Annotated in this window: 15 protein-coding genes; 7 read left to right on the top strand and 8 right to left on the bottom strand. The window is 66.7% G+C overall.

Features of this window, described 5'->3' with window-relative positions; all coding sequences use genetic code 11:
• Nucleotides 1–11: 11 nt before the first annotated feature.
• Genes AC1VV3_RS00335 through AC1VV3_RS00320 form a run of 4 tightly spaced genes read right to left on the bottom strand, consistent with a single transcriptional unit; the run spans nucleotide 12 to nucleotide 4,822 of the window.
• The gene (locus AC1VV3_RS00335) at nucleotides 12–1,220 is read right to left on the bottom strand and encodes an ABC transporter permease (protein WP_132262076.1); all 1,209 of its coding nucleotides are present in this window, start codon (nucleotides 1,218–1,220) and stop codon (nucleotides 12–14) included.
• Nucleotides 1,220–1,996 carry an ABC transporter ATP-binding protein gene (locus AC1VV3_RS00330; protein WP_431568794.1) on the bottom strand — a complete coding sequence of 259 codons (777 nt, stop codon included), beginning with the start codon at nucleotides 1,994–1,996 and terminating at the stop codon, nucleotides 1,220–1,222. Before AC1VV3_RS00330 ends, AC1VV3_RS00335 begins: the two co-directional genes overlap by 1 nt.
• 11 nt (nucleotides 1,997–2,007) lie before the next feature.
• On the bottom strand, nucleotides 2,008–3,339 hold the full coding sequence (locus AC1VV3_RS00325) for an efflux RND transporter periplasmic adaptor subunit (RefSeq protein ID WP_132262072.1): 1,332 nt from the start codon (nucleotides 3,337–3,339) through the stop codon (nucleotides 2,008–2,010).
• Nucleotide 3,340: 1 nt separating this feature from the next.
• Complete coding sequence (locus AC1VV3_RS00320) at nucleotides 3,341–4,822, bottom strand: efflux transporter outer membrane subunit (protein WP_431568793.1); 1,482 nt, start codon at nucleotides 4,820–4,822, stop codon at nucleotides 3,341–3,343.
• A 249-nt stretch (nucleotides 4,823–5,071) separates the two neighbouring features.
• Between AC1VV3_RS00320 and AC1VV3_RS00315 the strand changes: the two genes are divergently transcribed.
• From AC1VV3_RS00315 to AC1VV3_RS00305, 3 genes are all read left to right on the top strand, one after another.
• Nucleotides 5,072–5,968: a LysR family transcriptional regulator gene (locus AC1VV3_RS00315; RefSeq protein WP_132262068.1), complete on the top strand. Its 897-nt coding sequence runs from the start codon at nucleotides 5,072–5,074 to the stop codon at nucleotides 5,966–5,968.
• Nucleotides 5,969–6,163: 195 nt separating this feature from the next.
• On the top strand, nucleotides 6,164–7,336 hold the full coding sequence (locus tag AC1VV3_RS00310; RefSeq protein WP_482961927.1) for a ThuA domain-containing protein: 1,173 nt from the start codon (nucleotides 6,164–6,166) through the stop codon (nucleotides 7,334–7,336).
• A gap of 171 nt (nucleotides 7,337–7,507) precedes the next feature.
• Nucleotides 7,508–8,371, top strand: a complete 864-nt coding sequence (locus AC1VV3_RS00305; RefSeq protein ID WP_482961926.1) for an aldose 1-epimerase — start codon at nucleotides 7,508–7,510, stop codon at nucleotides 8,369–8,371.
• Between the two features lie 34 nt (nucleotides 8,372–8,405).
• Here the strand turns inward: AC1VV3_RS00305 and hutC are convergent, their stop codons facing one another.
• Nucleotides 8,406–9,134, bottom strand: a complete 729-nt coding sequence (gene hutC / locus AC1VV3_RS00300; protein WP_132262063.1) for a histidine utilization repressor — start codon at nucleotides 9,132–9,134, stop codon at nucleotides 8,406–8,408.
• Nucleotides 9,131–10,513, bottom strand: a complete 1,383-nt coding sequence (locus AC1VV3_RS00295) for a formimidoylglutamate deiminase (protein WP_431568790.1) — start codon at nucleotides 10,511–10,513, stop codon at nucleotides 9,131–9,133. The genes hutC and AC1VV3_RS00295 overlap by 4 nt, the downstream gene beginning before the upstream one ends.
• A gap of 86 nt (nucleotides 10,514–10,599) precedes the next feature.
• Between AC1VV3_RS00295 and hutI the strand changes: the two genes are divergently transcribed.
• The 4 genes from hutI (at nucleotide 10,600) to hutU (ending at nucleotide 16,040) form a co-directional block, all read left to right on the top strand.
• The gene (hutI, locus tag AC1VV3_RS00290) at nucleotides 10,600–11,814 is read left to right on the top strand and encodes an imidazolonepropionase (RefSeq protein ID WP_431568789.1); all 1,215 of its coding nucleotides are present in this window, start codon (nucleotides 10,600–10,602) and stop codon (nucleotides 11,812–11,814) included.
• Entirely contained in the window at nucleotides 11,811–13,409 is a 1,599-nt protein-coding gene (gene hutH / locus AC1VV3_RS00285) for a histidine ammonia-lyase (protein WP_482961925.1), read from the top strand. Before hutI ends, hutH begins: the two co-directional genes overlap by 4 nt.
• A gap of 145 nt (nucleotides 13,410–13,554) precedes the next feature.
• The gene (gene hutG, locus AC1VV3_RS00280; protein WP_431568787.1) at nucleotides 13,555–14,361 is read left to right on the top strand and encodes an N-formylglutamate deformylase; all 807 of its coding nucleotides are present in this window, start codon (nucleotides 13,555–13,557) and stop codon (nucleotides 14,359–14,361) included.
• Between the two features lie 14 nt (nucleotides 14,362–14,375).
• Entirely contained in the window at nucleotides 14,376–16,040 is a 1,665-nt protein-coding gene (gene hutU, locus AC1VV3_RS00275; RefSeq protein WP_431568786.1) for a urocanate hydratase, read from the top strand.
• 25 nt (nucleotides 16,041–16,065) lie between these two features.
• On the opposite strand, the gene AC1VV3_RS00270 is transcribed toward hutU, so the two are convergent.
• A complete protein-coding gene (locus AC1VV3_RS00270; protein ID WP_431568785.1) occupies nucleotides 16,066–17,121 on the bottom strand; it encodes a patatin-like phospholipase family protein in 1,056 nt (351 codons plus the stop codon).
• 101 nt (nucleotides 17,122–17,222) lie between these two features.
• Nucleotides 17,223–17,972, bottom strand: coding sequence for an SDR family oxidoreductase (locus AC1VV3_RS00265; RefSeq protein ID WP_431568784.1), 750 nt, complete (start codon nucleotides 17,970–17,972; stop codon nucleotides 17,223–17,225).
• Nucleotides 17,973–18,067 lie beyond the last annotated feature (95 nt).

Below are 18,067 nucleotides of genomic sequence, written 5' to 3'. Positions count from 1 at the left end.
CGCCGCTCTCCTTATTCGTGACGAAGTGCGTCGATCGGGTTGAGGCTGGCCGCGCGCTGCGCCGGGAAATAGCCGAAGACCACGCCGATCACCGCCGAAACCGCGAAGGCGCCCAGGTTGACGACCGGATCGAATATCCAGGGCAGGCCCATCAGGGGCGTGGCCACACCCACCACGAGCTGTGCCAGCAGCAGACCGATGACCCCGCCGAGGCAGGAGAGCACCACCGCCTCCACGAGGAACTGCAGCAGCACCTCGTTGGCCACCGCGCCGATCGCGAGGCGAATGCCAATCTCGCGCGTGCGCTCGGTCACCGAGACCAGCATGATGTTCATGATGCCGATCCCGCCCACGACCAGGCTGATGGCAGCGACGGCGGCAACGATCTGAGTGAGCATCGTCGTCGTCTGGGTCAGCGTGTCGGAGATCTGCTTGGTGTCGAAGATGTTGAAATCGTCGTCCTTGCCTTCGGTCAGGTGGCGGCGCTCGCGCAGCAGCCTGGTGAGGGTCTGCTGGACCTGCTCGGTGGAATAGTTGTCATCGACGCCGACGAGGATCGTGCGGATGGACGTCGTGCCCAGGAAACGGCGCTGCACCGTCTTGATCGGCATGATGACGATGTCATCCTGGTCGCCGCCGAAGCCGGCCTGTCCCTTGGTGGTCAGCAGCCCGATCACGTCGCAGGACACGTTGCCGATGCGGAAGCGCTTGCCGATCGGGTCGGCATTCCGAAACAGGTTGGTGCTCACTGTCGAGCCGATGATGCACACCGACTTGCCGGCGGTTTCCTCGTCCTCGTTGAACAGGCGGCCCTCCTGCAAGGGCCAGGGCTGGATCTTGAAATAGTCCGAGGTCGTCCCGTTGATCGTGGTGGACCAGTTCGCGCCCTCGTAGATCGCGGTTCCGCTGGAGGAAGCCTGCGGCGCCACGGCCATGACCCCGCCCACCTGCTGGCGGATGGCCACGATATCCGAAGGGTCGAAATCGCGCGGGGACGGACCGCCGCCGCCGCGGCCGAAGCCCTGGCCGGGACGCACCTGGAGGATGTTCGTGCCCAGCGCGGCGATCTGCTGCGTCACCGCCGCCGTCGTCGCCTTGCCCAGGGTCACCATCGAAACCACCGCACCCACGCCGATGACGATGCCCAGCATGGTCAGCAGCGAGCGCAACATGTGCCGCCGGATCGAGCGCAGCGCGAGAAGGAAGATCGTGCCCAGCATCAGCCCGGCACGCCATCGGGTGTTGCGGCCGATGGCCCTGCTGCCGATAGCCCAGCCGCCGGCGCCCCGTTCCCCTGCTCGATGCGGTCGATCAGGCCGTCCTTGAAGTGGACGATCCGCCGCGCATATTCGGCCATGTCGGGCTCATGGGTGACCATCAGCACGGTGATCCCGGAATCGCGGTTGAGCACCGAAAGGAACTCCATGATCTCCACCGAGCGCTGGCTGTCGAGGTTGCCGGTCGGCTCATCGGCCAGCAGGACCTCGGGATTGGTGACGATGGCGCGCGCGATCGCCACGCGCTGCTGCTGCCCGCCAGAAAGCTCTCCCGGCGTATGCCCCGCCCAGTCGGCAAGCCCCACTTTGTCGAGCGCGGCCATGGCCTCCTTGCGGCGGTCCTGCTTGACATCGCCCCGGTAGAGCAGCGGCAGTTCGACGTTTTCCAGTGCGGAAGTGCGCGCCAGGAGGTTGAAGCCCTGGAACACGAAACCGAGATAGCGGCGCCGCAGAAGGGCGCGCTGGTCCCGGTCGAGGCTCTCGACGTGATGGCCATGGAACAGGAATTCGCCGGTGGTCGATACGTCGAGACAGCCGAGAATGTTCATCATCGTCGACTTGCCCGAACCGGACGGTCCCATGACGGCCACGAAGTCTCCCGCCGCGATGTCGAGGTCGACGCCTTTCAACGCCCGGAACGCGGTGGCCCCGGTGCCGAACACCTTGGTGATCCCGCGCAGCGAGATGATCGGGGTGGCGACGGGAGCGCTGCCGGCCATGTGCCCTGCCCTCAGCTCCCGGTCCCGGCAAGCTCGCCGGTGATGACCGGCATGCCCGGCTTGAGATCGCCCGAAACCACTTCGGTCTGCTGGCCATTGGTGCTGCCGGTGACGATCTCGATCGCCTGCGGCTTGCCCTCGGCCGTCAGCACGTAGATCGTCTGGCGCGTCCCCCGGTCGAGCGTGGCGCTCTTGGCCGCGCGCTGGCCGCGGCGGGGCGGGCGGAACCCGATCGCGTCGGTCACGCCGCCGCCCTTCTTCTTGGCATTGCCCGTCGCCTGCGGGCTATAGGACAGAGCCGCGTTCGGGATCAGCATGACGTCCTTCTTGTCCGAAGTGACGATATCGGCCGTGGCGGTCATGCCCGGGCGCAGCTTGAAATCCGGGTTGGCCACGGAAAGATCGGCCGCATAGGACACCACCTGGCCGCTCGTGCTGGTGGTGGAACTGCTGGAAGAACTGGAGGAACTGGCCGAAGATGCCGTGAGGTTGGAGGCGATTTCCACCCGGGTGATCTTCGCCGGGAACGTCTGGCCGGGGAAGGCGTCCACGGTGAAATTGGCGCTCTGCCCCTCGGCCACGGTGCCGACATCGGCCTCGTCGATCGCCACTTCCAGCTTCATCTCGCTAAGGTCCTCGGCGATCACGAACAGGGTCGGCGTGTTGAACGAGGAAGCCACGGTCTGGCCGGGATCGACCTGCCGAGCCAGCACCACGCCCGATACCGGCGAGATGATCCGCGCCCGCGCCCGCTGCGTCTGGTTCTGCGCCAGCGAGGCCTCGGCCGCCACCACATTGGCCTGCGCCGTCTTCACCGCTGCGGCAGCGCGCTGCATGTCGGCGCGTCCGGCCTGAAGCTCGGTCTTCGACGGCACCTTCCCGCCGGACAGGCGCGAGACTTCCTCGAGCCGCGCCAGCTGGGCCTGCGATTCCGCCAGCGTCGCCTTGGCCTGGTCCACTTGCGCGCGATTGGCGTTCAACTGGGCCTGGCCCTGGCGAATCTGGTCCTCGATCTGCTCGGGGTCGATCTCGGCCAGCACTTGCCCGGCCTTCACCCGGTCGTTGACGTCCACCAGCACTTTCACGACGAGGCCGGAAAGCTGCGAGCCCACCGTCACTTGCGTGGTGGGCGCCAGCTTGCCGGTGGCCGAGACGCTGGTGACGAGACGGCCCTTCTCGGCCTTGGTGGTGGCGTAGTTCTGTTTCTCGGTCGTCCCGAAGCAGCGCACGAGCAGGAGCGAGAACAGGACGAGCACCACCAGGCCAGTCCAGAACACCCATTTGCGGCGCCATACCGGCTTCTTTTCCGCACCCAGGAATTCGTCGAGTTTTTCGTCGGCCATCTCAGTTGGTTCCCCGGGGCTCGGTTGCCAGCACGGTGTAGTCGGATGTCGGGTCCCAGCCGCCGCCGAGCGCATCGTAAAGCGCGATCAGGGCGGTCGCCCGGTCGGAATGCGCCTGTACCAACCCGTTGCGGGCGGAGATCAGCGCGCTTTCCTGCGTGTTGAGCGTGGTGAAGTCGGTCAGTCCGCTGCGATACTGCGCACGGGCCAGCAGGGCGGAATTGGTCGAGGCATCGAGCGCGATGGCGAATTGCCGCTCCCGCTCCTCGGCCGATCTCAGGGCGACCACGGCGTTCTCTATATCCTCCAGCGCCGTCAGCACCGAAGAGCGGTAGGCGGCAAAGGCACCGTCCGCCGCCGCCCGGCTGGAGCGGACTTGTGCGTTCAACCGGCCGGCGTTGAAGATCGCCTGGCTGATGCCGCCGAACAGGCCGCCGGTGATCGTGTCGAACAAGTTGCTGAAACTCGACGCATTGGTGTCGAGACTGCCGCTGATGTTGAGCTGGGGCAGCAGCTGCGCCTTGGCGACGCCGATCTGGGCGGTGGTGGCGGCAAGCTGGCGCTCCGCCGAGCGAACGTCGGGCCGCTGGCGCAGGACGTTGGCGGGAATGCCGGCGCCGACCTGGCCGGGGCCCTTGGGGATCGGCTGGACGGTCTGCAGCAGCGGCTTCACCGCCCCCGGCGCCTGCCCGGTCAGCACCGTGATACGCGAGACGGCGGCGTTATATTGCTGCTCGATCTGCGGAATGCCCGCCGCGGTCTGCGCGCGGCTGGCGCGGGCCTGTTCCTGGTCGAGCGAGGACACCAATCCGGCCATGACGCGCCAGCCGGCGATCTGCAGATTGTCGTCCTGAATGGCAAGGCTGGCCCGCGAATTGGCAAGCTGGGCCTGATAGGCACGCGCCAGCACATAGTTGCGCGCCACTTCGCTCTCCACCGTCAGCAGAGTGGTGGCATAGTCGAACCCGGAGGCTTCGAACTGGGCCTTGCTGGCTTCCACCGCCCGGCGATTGCCGCCGAACAGGTCGAGCTGATAGCTGGCATCCAGCCCGAGCGAGAAGCTGGAACTGCCCCCACCGCCGGTCTGCGTGACCGTGCCGTCCGGCAGGGTGATGACGGTGCCGCCGCCACGCAGCGCCTCGGTCCGGCTGACACCGGCCGATCCGCTCGCGGATGGAAACAGAGCGGCCCGGCTCACCACCAGCGATTCCCGCGCCTGGCGCAGGCGCGCCAAAGCCTGTTCGAGATCGAGATTGGCGGCGGCCGCCCGCTCCACCAGTTGCGTCAGGATGGGATCGTCGAAGTTGCGCCACCAGCGCGTCAGGTCTTCGGCCTGCGGGGGCGCCGTCACGGACCATTGGTCCGGCACGCCAAGTTCCGGCGCGCCATGGACCTTGTAATCGGGACCGACCGCGCAAGAGGCAAGCAGGCTTGCCGCGAGCGGGACGATTAGGAAACGATCGAATCCAGCTCGCAAAATCATCGGGCTCCAGGTGATCCCTCGACCAGGGCGAAGATGATCTGTTTCGGGAACAAAGGTCAAGAAGAAGCTTCGGCAATTACAAAGTCTTGTCATCGCCCGCGGTTCCCGACTATCGGCACTTGCGCCGCAGGCCGACCGTCGTACCGACGGGACGCGGCTTTCCGACGGAATTTCATCGGCTGTCGCCATCCCCGGTGCCCGTGCGTTATCCGTCGCCAAGTGCATGACAGTCATGATAAGCGCTCATCAATGCAACGCGAACACCTCGCCGATCTCACCGCCTTCATCGCCGTCGCCGACGAAGGCAGCTTCACGCGCGCCGCCGCCAAGCTCGGGTCCTCGCAATCGGCCTTGAGCCATACGATCCGCCGCCTGGAATCGCGACTGGGCGTGCGCCTGCTGTCGCGCACGACCCGCGCGGTATCCCCCACTGAAGCGGGCGAGCGGCTGCTCGGCACCCTGCGCCCCGCCATGGACGAGATCGCGATGGGGCTGGCCACCGTGAGCGAGCTGCGCGACAAGCCGGCCGGCACCGTCCGCCTGACAGCCTCGGAACACGCGGCCAATTCGGTGATCTGGCCGGCGCTAAGGGGGTTCCTGCCGCTCTATCCCGACATCAACGTGGAACTGAATATCGACGCAGGCTTCGTGGACATCGTCGCCGAACGCTTCGATGCCGGTGTACGGCTGGGCGAATCCATCGCGCGCGACATGATCGCCGTCCGCATCGGCCCGCACGCGCGGCTGGTTCCGGTCGCCTCCCCGGACTATGTCGCACGGCACGGCATCCCCGAAACGCCGCACGACCTCGCCGGCCATCAGTGCATCAACTTGCGCTTCCGCTCGCGCGGCAATCTCTATGCCTGGGAGTTCGAGAAGGACGGGCGCGAATTGACCGTCCGCGTCGACGGCCAGTTGACCTTCGACAGCATGGCGATGATCCTGCGCGCTGCGCTCGACGGAGCGGGGATCGCCATGATGATGGACACTTACGCCAGGCCGCACATCGAATCCGGGCACCTCGTGCCGCTGCTGGACGAATGGTGCCAGCCCTTCTCCGGTTACCACCTCTATTACCCCAGCCGCCGCCAACCTTCGGCGGCGTTCCGGCTGGTGGTGGACGCCTTGCGCTATCGCGGAGAATAGGGGCGGAAACGGATCTATCGGTCTCTTCGTGGCACTTGCCAAATCATGGCCCTGCTTTAGGCAGGACGGACCAGACCGGGAGAGCTGGAAACCATGATGAGACGGACCCTGAAAGCCTGCGCTGCGCTGGCCGCTTCCTTTTTTGCTGCGTCGATATTTACAGTCTCGACAATGGCAGGGCCTGCCCCCGCCACGATGGCTGGCACCGCCGTGCTCGATTGTCCGCTTCGCGATGCTCCGTTCTCCGCGGATTCCCCGCTGATAGACCTGCTGCTCAGCCCGGAGGCCAAAGCCATCGTCTCGCGTGACATGGGTGCCGCGCTGGACCGTGCCCCGCCGCGTTTCATGGGCACCCAGACGCCCAGCTTCGCCGCCATTCTCACTTTGCGCAAGGCCGCCGGGTTCTTCGGCATGCCCGCCGATGCGGTGGACCGCGCCGACGGCGAATTGCGCAAGCTGGCGGTCACCGACGCCGATCGCAGGGCCCGCTGCGCGCGCTACGACGACGACCGTCTGGAGATTCCCGCCGCCAGGAAATCCGCAGACGGCAAATCCGCAGAGGGCAAATCCGCAGACGGCAAATCCGCAGGCGGCAAATCCGCAGACGGCAAATCCGCAGGCGGCAAATCCGCAGAAGGCAAATCTGCAGCCGGGGCACCGCGCCTGCTGATCTTCGAAAAGATCAACGGCTTCAAGGACACCCCCGGCGTGGAAGCCGCGCATGCCCTCTTCGTTGACCTCGCCCGGGAGAACGGCTGGAGCGTGACTTCCACCGAAAAGGGCGGGGCCATCCGCGCCGAGACCCTGCGCAATTTCGACGCGGTGATCTGGAACAACGTCAGCGGCGACGTGCTCACCCTCACCCAGCGCAAAGCCCTGCAGGCCTATCTCGAAAATGGCGGCGGTTTCCTGGCCGTTCATGGCTCAGCGGGGGATCCGGCCTATTTCTGGGACTGGTACGCCGATACCCTGATCGGCGCGCGTTTCGCCGGCCATCCGATGTCGCCCCAGTTCCAGGACGCGAAAGTCCGGCTGGAAACGCCTTCCTCGCCGCTCGCAAAGGGGCTTCCCGCGCAATGGACGATGAACGACGAATGGTACTCGTTCACCACCAATCCGCGCAAAGCCGGCGCCAAAATCCTGGCCACTCTGGACGAAAATACTTACGCCCCCAAGGGCGTGGGCGGGCAGGACCTGCGCATGGGCGACCACCCGATCGCCTGGAGCAAGTGCCTGGGCAAGGGCCGGATGTTTTACTCAGCGATCGGGCACCGGCCGGAAACGTACAGTATCCCGGAATACCGGACGATGGTGAAGAACGCCCTGGCCTGGGTTTCGCAGCGGGAGGCGTGCGTAGCAGGAGAATGATCGCTGCCGATCATGGCAGGGTCTTGCCACGTCCCCTTTGTTAGCGCTACCTCCACCCCGCCGAAAACCCGCCGCGCGATCTTGCAGGCAGATCGGACCTGTAAGTTCAGACCTGGACGTTCAGGCCCGAAACACAAGGTAGGCGCGTCCCATGGGAGTGGACCGGAAGCGATGATCATCCTCGAAGCGCAAGGCTATCGACTCGAACTGGCACCGGAACGCGGCGGCGCCGTGCTGCGGCTGGACTGGCATGGCGAACCCCTGATGCGCCCCGCCTGCGGCAGCACGATCTTCGATGTCGGGAGCTTTCCGCTGGTGCCCTTCTCCAACCGCATCTCCAAAGGCCGCTTCAACACCGGCGCGCGCAAAGGCACGATTGCGCCGAACTTCCCGGGGTCCGACCACCCCCATCCGCTGCACGGCTTCGGTTGGCTCACGGCCTGGTCAGTGATCGAACAAGACGACAACCACGCCTTGCTGGAGCACACTTACCCCGGCGGTGAATGGCCCTGGCCCTACGGCGCGCGGCAAACCTTCGAACTCGGTGCGCAAGGGCTGACCAACAGGCTCAGCATCACCAACCAGGGCGATGCACCGATGCCGGCGGGCCTCGGCTTCCACCCCTATTTTCCCCGCGACGCCGAAACCGTCTATCGCGGACTGCATCGCGGAGAATGGTACAACACGCCTGACTGCCTGCCGAGTTCGCTTGACGAGCATGAGGAAGCGATCGACTGGTGGCAGGGCGAACCCGTGGACACTCGCGCCGTCGACACCGCCTATACCGGCCGCGAGGGCATGCTCGAAATCGACTGGCCGGCACGCGGCCTCGGCCTGACGATCGCGCCTTCCGAGGAATTGACGACGACGGTGGTCTTCACGCCCGAGGGTCAGGACTACTTCTGCGTGGAGCCCGTCAGCCACGCCACCGACGCCATCAACCGCGCGCCGGAAACACTGGCCTGGCTCGAACCCGGCCAGACCGCCACCGTCAGCATGACCCTTTCCGCCCGCACCCTGCCCCCTGCCGCATAATCCTGTCGGGCCACGGCAAGGTCGGAGTGCCGCGTCAGGTGTCGCGGCGCGCGCCGGGTCCGAAATGCGCGGTCAGTTCGTAAGCCCCGGCGACGAAGAGCTGCCGTACATAAGTGATCGGCTCGGAGCCGCGCCACGTCTTGCGCTCCACGCAAAGACACGGCGCGCCGGGTTCGACCGCCAGCAACCGCGCCTCCGTCGCACCGGCACCCGTCGCGGTGATGCGGGCGTCGGCCTCGGTCCAGGGCACATGCTCCAGGAGCCAGGTTCCGGGCGAGGAACCCGTGAAATCGGCGTCGAGGATTTCCGGCACGGCGGTCAGGTTCACGAAGCGATGCTCCAGCGCAAAAGGCGCGCCGTCCGCGAAGTGAATGCCCTCCAGTTCCAGCAGCGGCACGGAACCATCGACCTTCCATTCCATCGGGGCCTGCGCCCGGCCCGTTGCCGCGTGCATTTCGCGCCGCAGCGCCAGATCGAAGCGATAGGCCTGGCCGCGCTCGGCCACTTGCGCGCCGAGGTCGGGAATATCCATGGCCATGGAATGCACGCGCGGGCGGGCGACGAAAGTGCCGGCCTTCTTGCGGCGGTCCACCAGGCCAGCCGTGGCCAGCGCCGAAAGCGCCTTGTTCACCGTCATGCGCGCACAGTCGTAATGCGCCATAAGCGCCTGCTCGGTCGGCAGCCGTTCGCCGGGCGCCAGCGCGCCCGCGAGAATCCGCGTCTCGAAATCCTGGCGGATGCGTTCGTGGAGCGGTCTATTCACCCGATCAGCCTGCCCAACCTGTCCCTGTAACGCCGGACGACCTCTTGTCGCGCGCGGTGCCGGCCACCGCTTACCACCTGCGCGCCGAAGCGCCACACGCAATCCACGGCCCCGCGCCCGGCCGCGAAGACCAACCCGTCGAGCAGCCGATCCGCGCCGCGCGCCGTGAGCGAGGGATGGTCGAGGTCCAGCGACAGGGCATCGAACGGCAAGCCGATGGAAAGCCCGCTCTTTACCCCCAGCGCCCGCGCGCCGCCGCGGAGCGCCTGGCCCCAGAGCGCCTCGCCCGTGGAGGGCATGGCGGGGCTGAAGAGGATATTGCGCCCGCGATGATGCAGCCGCTGGCCATATTCGAAAAGGCGCAGTTCCTCGGTCGCATCGATCATCACGTTCGAGTCGCTGCCGGCACCCCAGCAGCCGCCCGCGGCAAGGAAGTCCCGCGCCGGAAAGAGGCCGTCACCCAGATTGGCCTCGGTCACCGGGCATAGCCCCGCCACGGCGCCGCTGCGGGCCATCCGCCGCGTTTCCTCCGGGGTCATGTGCGTGGCGTGGACGAGGCACCAGCGATGGTCCACCGCGGCATTGTCCAGAAGCCAGGCGACCGGACGGCTACCGCTCCAGGCAAGGCAGTCCTCCACTTCGCGGACCTGCTCGGCAATGTGGATGTGGATAGGGAGGCCGCCTGCCATGCTTTCGAGCGCACCAAGCTGCTGCGGCGACACGGCGCGCAGGCTGTGCGGAGCAAGGCCGACCACCGGCTCATCCAGTCCCTTGACCGCCGATCGGGCGCCTTCCAGCAGGCGCGCAAAGCCGTCGAGGTCGTGGAGGAAACGCCGCTGCCCTTCGCTCGGAGCCTGCCCGCCGAAGCCGGAATGGGCGTAGAAAACCGGCAGCAAGGTCAACCCGATGCCGGTTTCCGCCGAAGCGCGGGCAATGGCGGCGCTCATTTCCGCCGGATCGTCGTAAGCCCGGCCGTCCGGGGCATGATGGAGATAGTGAAACTCGCCCACCCGCGCGAAGCCGCTCTCCAGCATCTCCACGTAGGCCATGGCGGCCACGGCCTGGAGGTCGTCCGGGTCCATGCGGTCGAGGAAGCGGTACATCACGTCCCGCCAGGTCCAGAAGCTGTCGTCGGTCGCCCCGCGGCGTTCGGCCAGGCCGGCCATGCCGCGCTGGAAGGCATGGCTATGCAGGTTGCCCAGCGCCGGGATCACGCAGCCATGACGCTCGTCGCCCGCGCGCACCGCCGTATCGCGCTCGATGGCGGCGATCCGCCCGTCCCGGAGTATGAACCGCACGTCACTGGCCCAGCCCTGCTCCAGCAAGGCAAGGTCGGCAAATATCGCGGAGGACGTGGCTTCGGGCGAAATGGCGGACATCGCTTTCGGGGCTCCTTCGCTATTTTGTCTATACATTAAAAACGACCGATGCAATAACCGGGGCAAGCAACAAGGATCGACTCGTCATGCGCTGCGACAGGCTCTGGAAACACGCCCGTTTGGCCACGATGGCCAGTGCCGGGTCGGCCCAGGAGCCGCTGGGCATTGTCGAGCAGGGCGTGATCGCGGCGCAGGACGGCGTGATCTTGTACGCCGGTCCCGAGGTCGATGCTCCCGCATTCGATGCCGCCGAAGTGATCGATTGCGAAGGCCGCTGGATCACGCCCGGACTGATCGACTGCCACACCCACCTCATTTTCGGCGGCGATCGCTCGCGTGAGTTCGAACTGCGGCTGGAAGGCGCTTCCTACGAGGAGATCGCGCGCGCCGGCGGCGGGATCGTCTCCACCATGAAGGCCACCCGCGCCGCAGGCGAGGACGAACTGGTCGCTACCGCCCTTCCCCGTCTCGACGCCCTGCTGGCCGAGGGCGTCACGACACTCGAAGTGAAGTCGGGCTATGGCCTCGACCTTGCCAGCGAACTCAAGATGCTGCGCGCCGCCCGCCGCCTCGGCGAGGTTCGGCCGGTGCGGATCGTCACTTCCTTCCTCGGCGCCCATGCGCTTCCCCCGGAATTCGCAGGCGATGCCGACGCCTATATCGATCATCTCTGCACCGTCATGCTCCCCGCCGCCGCGCAGGCCGGCCTTGCCGATGCCGTGGACGCCTTCTGCGAGGGGATCGGCTTTTCGCCCGACCAGACCGAGCGCCTGTTCCGCGCCGCCACGGCGCTGGGCCTGCCGGTCAAGCTCCATGCCGAGCAGCTTTCCAACCTTCACGGCGCCGCCCTGGCCGCACGCCACGGGGCGCTTTCGGCAGACCACCTCGAACATCTCGACGAAGCCGGCATCGCCGCGATGGCCGTTTCCGGCACGGTCGCCACCCTGCTGCCCGGCGCCTACTATTTCTGCCGCGAGACTGTGCTGCCCCCGATCGAAGCGCTGCGCCTGGCCCGCGTGCCCATCGCGCTCGCCACGGACTGCAACCCCGGCACATCGCCGCTGACCTCGCTGCTGCTGACGATGAACATGGGCGCCACGCTGTTCCGCCTCACCGTGCCCGAATGCCTGGCCGGCGTGACGCGCAACGCGGCACAGGCGCTCGGCCTCTCTCATCGGCTCGGCACGCTTGAACAGGGCAAGGCTTGCGACCTTGCGATCTGGAACATCGAGCGCCCGGCCGACCTCGTTTACCGCATGGGGTTCAACCCGCTCCATGCACGCATCTGGAGTGGACAATGACCGACAACCTGCTCACGCCGACACCCGTGAGCGACACGCTCACTCCTGGCAACGTGAGCGACACGCTTACGCCCGGCGAGGTAACCCTGGCCCAGTGGCGCGCGATCTACCGCGGCGCGGATGTGAAGCTCGACCCGGCCTGCGCCCCGCGCGTGGCCGAAAGTGCCGCTGCCGTCGCGCGCATCCTGGCCAGGGGCGAGCCGGTCTACGGCATCAACACCGGTTTCGGTAAGCTCGCCAGCGTGCGCATTGGCGACGAGGACCTGGCCACGCTCCAGCGCAACATCGTGCTCAGCCACGCAGCGGGCACGGGAGAGCCTTCGCCAGTGCCGGTCATCCGGCTGATGATGGCGCTCAAACTCACCAGCCTTGCGCAAGGCGCTTCCGGCGTCCGCCCTGAAACCGTGGCCCTGCTCGAAGCGATGCTGGACAAGGGCCTGACGCCGGTGGTCCCCTCGCAAGGCTCGGTCGGCGCCAGCGGCGACCTGGCACCGCTTTCGCACATGGCTGCAACGATGATCGGCGTGGGCGAGATCGTCCTGGACGGCGAGCGCATGCCTGCCGCCGATGCGCTGGCACGCGCGGGCCTCTCGGCGCTCGAACTCGGCCCGAAGGAAGGCCTCGCCCTCCTCAACGGCACCCAGTTCTCCACCGCCAATGCGCTTGCCGGACTGTTCGAGGCGGAACTGCTGTTCCGCTCCGCCCTGGTGACCGGCGCGCTCTCGACCGAAGCCGCCAAGGGCTCCGACACACCGTTCGACCACCGCATCCACGCCCTGCGCCGCCATCGCGGCCAGATCGAGGTGGCCGACGCCCTGCGCGCGCTGATGGCCGGTTCCGCGATCCGCGCCAGCCACGTCGAGAACGACGCCCGCGTGCAGGACCCCTACTGCCTGCGCTGCCAGCCGCAAGTCATGGGCGCCGCGCTCGACGTGCTGCGCCAGGCCGCGACGACGCTGGAGATCGAGGCGAACGGCGTTTCCGACAATCCCCTGATCTTCGTCGATGCCGATGGGGACGGGGCCGACGAGGCGCTGTCCGGCGGCAACTTCCACGCCGAGCCGGTGGCCTTCGCCGCCGACATGATCGCGCTCGCCGTCTGCGAGATCGGCTCGATCTCCGAGCGCCGCATCGCCATGCTGGTGGACCCGGCGCTGTCCGGCCTTCCCGCTTTCCTGACGCCGCGTCCCGGCCTCAATTCGGGCTTCATGATCCCGCAAGTGACCGCTGCTGCGTTGGTTTCCGAGAACAAGCAGAAGGCCTATCCCGCCTCGGTGGACTCGATTCCGACCTCCGCCAATCAGGAAGACCACGTTTCGATGGCCGCTCACGGCGCGCGCCGCCTGCTGTCGATGGTCGAGAACGCCACTGCCGTCATCGGCATCGAACTGCTCGCCGCTGCGCAGGGTATCGAATTCCACGCGCCGCTGGCCTCCAGCACCTGGCTCGATGCCGCGCGCGCCGTTCTGCGGGCCCAAGTTCCCGCACTGGACGACGACCGCCATTTCCACCCCGACATGGAAGCGGCCAACCTGCTGGTCCGCTCCGGCGCGCTGGCCGATACGGCTGCGGACCTGCTTCCGGGCATCGCATGAGGGCGGCTACTCTCTCTCACTTTCGTCATTGCGAGGCGGCGAAGCCGACGTGGCAATCCAGAGCGGCGCAGAACCGCTCTGGATTGCTTCGCTACGCTCACAATGACGAAGTGATGGGTAACGGCCGATACTTGGAGCAACGCACATGAGCCCAAGCTTCACTCTCCATCGCGGCGAAGCCCCGCTCATCGTCGCCTTCCCTCATGTCGGCACGGATCTGGCCGATGTCGCGCCCGCGTTCCGCTCCGAATGGCTCGCCCGGCGCGATGCGGACTGGTGGGTGGACGAACTCTACGCCTTCGCCCGCGATATGGGCGCAACGACGATTGCCGGGCGCGTCTCGCGCAGCGTGATCGACCTCAACCGCGATCCTTCGGGCGCCTCGCTCTATCCGGGGCAGGCGACGACGGAACTCTGCCCGACGACGACTTTCGACGGCGAACCGCTCTACCAAGGCGACGCGCCGGATGCGGCCGAGATCGCCCGCCGCCGCGCACTCTGGTTCGATCCGTACCACGCCGCCCTCGCCGCCGAGATCGATCGGCTGCGCGCCATTCACGGCAAAGTCGTGGTCTACGACGCCCACTCGATCCGCAGCCATGTGCCGCGCCTGTTCGACGGGGAACTGCCGCAGTTCAACCTGGGTACCAACCTCGGCCAGACGTGCGATCCGGCGCTTTCCGCCGCCATCGTCGAGGTTTGCGCCGCGAGCGGACTCAGCCACGTCCTCGACGGCCGCTTCCGGGGCGGCTGGACCACGCGCCACTACGGCCACCCGGAAAACGGCGTTCACGCGATCCAGATGGAACTCGCCATTCGCGGCTACATGAATGAGCCCGAAGCACCGGACGAAGCCAACTGGCCCGTCCTCTTCTCGGCCACCCGCGCCGCCGCCCTCACCCCGATCCTGCAAGACGTGCTGAAGGCGGCCCTCGCCTTCGCGCAATCCTGACCTGAGGAAACACAATGACCCGCCTCGACAACAGCCGCGTCATCAAGCCCGCGACCGGCACCGAACTTTCCGCGAAATCGTGGCTCACCGAAGCCCCGCTGCGGATGCTGATGAACAACCTCCACCCCGATGTCGCCGAGCGCCCCGAAGAGCTGGTGGTCTACGGCGGCATCGGCCGCGCCGCGCGCGACTGGGAAAGCTACGACAAGATCGTCGAGACCCTGCGCCGCCTGAACGACGACGAAACGCTACTGGTCCAGTCCGGCAAGCCGGTCGGCGTGTTCCGCACCCATGCCGATGCGCCGCGCGTGCTGATCGCCAATTCCAACCTCGTGCCGGAATGGGCGAACTGGGAGCATTTCAACGAACTCGATAAGCGCGGCCTTGCCATGTACGGCCAGATGACCGCCGGTTCGTGGATCTACATCGGCACGCAAGGCATCGTTCAGGGCACCTACGAGACGTTCGTGGAGATGGGCCGCCAGCACTACAATGGCGATCTTTCGGGCAAGTGGCTGCTGACCGCCGGCCTTGGCGGCATGGGCGGCGCGCAGCCGCTGGCAGCGGTGATGGCCGGCGCATCGTGCCTTGCCATCGAGTGCCAGCCCAGCCGCATCGAAATGCGCCTGCGCACCGGCTACCTCGACGTCGCCGCCAGCACCATCGAAGAAGCCATGGCCATCATCGAGAAAGCCAATGCCGAGAAGAAGCCGGTCTCGGTCGGCCTGCTCGGCAACGCGGCGGAATTGCTGCCCGAGATGTTCGCGCGCGGCATCCGGCCCGACTTGCTGACCGACCAGACCTCCGCCCACGATCCCGTCAACGGCTACCTCCCGGCTGGCTGGACCGTCGCCGAATGGATCGAAAAGCGCGAGCGGGAACCCGAAGCCGTTGCCAAGGCGGCCAAGGCATCGATGGCGGTGCACGTTCAGGCCATGCTGGACTTCCAGGCGGCGGGCGTGCCCACCACCGACTACGGCAACAACATCCGCCAGATGGCGAAAAACGAAGGCGTCGCAAACGCGTTCGACTTCCCCGGCTTCGTGCCCGCCTATATCCGCCCGCTGTTCTGCCGCGGCGTGGGGCCATTCCGCTGGGCCGCGCTCTCGGGCGATCCCGAGGACATCTACAAGACCGACGCCAAAGTGAAGGAACTGCTGCCCGACCACGCGCACTTGCACAACTGGCTCGACATGGCGCGCGAGAAGATCCAGTTCCAGGGCCTGCCCGCACGCATCTGCTGGGTCGGCCTGGGTGACCGCCACCGGCTCGGCCTTGCCTTCAACGAGATGGTGGCGAAGGGCGAACTCAAAGCCCCGGTCGTGATCGGCCGCGATCACCTCGACAGCGGCTCGGTCGCCTCGCCCAACCGCGAGACGGAGGCCATGCGCGACGGTTCGGACGCGGTTTCGGACTGGCCGCTGCTCAATGCCCTGCTCAACACCGCCAGCGGCGCGACCTGGGTTTCGCTGCATCACGGCGGCGGCGTCGGCATGGGCTATTCGCAGCATTCGGGCATGGTGATCGTCGCCGACGGCACCGAGGCGGCGGCCAAGCGGCTGGAGCGTGTGCTGTGGAACGACCCGGCGACGGGCGTAATGCGCCATGCCGATGCGGGATACGAGATCGCGTTGGATTGTGCGCGGGAGAAGGGGTTGGATCTGCCGGGTATTCTCTGACGATCCGATCGAGAGACCTCGAGCCCTAACCCGGTCCGAACCGGCTCGCCAGGTCGACAGTGCTCTCCTGGCCAAGGCTCTCGATCGAAACCTCGCACCAGCGCTTTGCCGCCGCCTCTCCCACGTCGCGCAAGGTCAGCAGGATCTGTCGCACCGGCAGGAGTTTGCTTTGCGCAGGCATGGCGGAAAGCGCAGCCTCGTCGTGGATCTCGTGGAAACGCAGCCGGTCGACCCGGGCGATCAGTCCGTCCGTTTCGCGGTGCCGCCCGATCGACGATTGCAGCAGGAACAGACCCTGCATTTCCTTGCGCATCGACTGGTTGAAGCCGATCTCGGTGATCCGGTCCGCAATACCGGCAGCATTGCGCGGCGTTTCGCTCCGCAACTGCGGATTGACCGTGATGAGCAGCAGATCGTCGTTCGGACTTTCCAGCACCAGGGGCACGAGCGGGGGATTGGCGCTGTAGCCGCCGTCCCAATAGTCCTTCCCGTCAATCGTGACCGGCGGAAAATAAAGCGGCAGACAGGCCGAGGCGAGCAAGGCGTCGGCCGTCAGGTCATGCTTGCGGAAGATGCGCACCGCGCCGCTCTGCGCATTGGTGGCCGAGATGAACACCGGCGGCGCATCCTCGCTGGCGATGGCGGCGAAATCGACGTGGTCCTCGATAACCTTGCGCAGGATCTCCTGCATGTCCCGGCCCATTTCCGGCGACGCATGCGCCATGCCGAGATCGCCGAACACGGTGCTCCACCATGAACTCATCGCGCGGGTGGCTTCCGGGAAGGCCTCGATCATCGGGATCAAGGGCCCGGCCTCGCGCCCCGAACGGTTCAACGCCTTCCAGAACGAGCGCAGGCGTTCCCGCGCCCCTTCCCGGCCGCCCGCCACCAGGCCCGAGACGAGGACCGCCGCATTCATCGCCCCCGCGCTGGCACCGCTGAGCGCGCCGATCGAGATTCGGGGATCCTGCAGCAAACCGTCCAGCACGCCCCAGGTGAAGGCGCCATGCGCGCCTCCGCCCTGAAGCGCGAGGTCCAGCCTGTGGGGTGAATTGTCCTTGCGGGCCATGTCACTGCTCACTCATGCTGCAATGCAACATCAAAAGCCATAGCAGTCGCGCCGCGCCCTGACCAGCGGCGGCGCTCCGCCCGAGACCTCCAGGGCCCCGGGCGGAGCGACGATCAGTGCGGCGCCGCGTTCAGCGCGGCGAATGTCTGCGCATAGCGCCCTTCGGCTTCGGCATTGCGCAGGAAACCGAGGCGTTCGACGCCAATCAGCTCCGGCGTCGGCTGCTGCCCGATGAGCCCCATGACCTCGTCGATGAACGCGTCCAGCGGCATGTAGCCTTCGCGAGTCGACTGGCCTGGCGTCAATTCGGTCTGCACCGCCGGGGGCGCCAGCTCGATCACCTCGACCGAACCCTTCAGGGCAAAGCGCAACGAATCGGTCCACGAATGGATCGCCGCCTTGGTGGCCGAATAGACCGCCGCGCCGACCAGCGGAACGAAAGCAAGACCGGAGCTGACATTGATGATCGCCGCACCCTCCTGCTCGCGCAAATGCGCCACCAGGGCATCGGTCATGCGGATCGGGCCAAGCAGGTTGGTCACCACGCACGTTTCCGCGCGCGCAAGGTCGCGCGGCACGGAAATGTCTTCCAGCGGCATGACCCCGGCATTGTTGACCAGCACGTTGAGTGCCGGAAACCGCGCGAGAATGTCCTTCGCGAAAGCCGCGATCGCGCCCGCATCGGTAACGTCGAGCGCCACGGGATGAATGCCCGGCCGCCCCTCCGCGGTCTCTTCCAGGCTGGCGAGCGTCCGCCCGGTGACAATGACCTGGTTGCCGGCATCGTGCCACCGCTGCGCCAGTTCGCGCCCGATGCCGGTGCCGCCGCCTGTCAGAAGGATAATGTTGCCGCTGGTCTTCATGGGAACGCTCCTGTGAGAAAGATTGCGAAGCGGAATGTAGATCTATACTCTCTTTTGGAAAGTAGGCACCTGAACGTGCTGTAGCCACCCAAGGG

The sequence above is a fragment of the Novosphingobium sp. BL-S-34 genome (genome assembly GCF_056857015.1).
The sequence above is the reverse complement of the archived record's forward strand: the minus strand, read 5'-3'. Positions and strand labels throughout refer to the sequence as shown.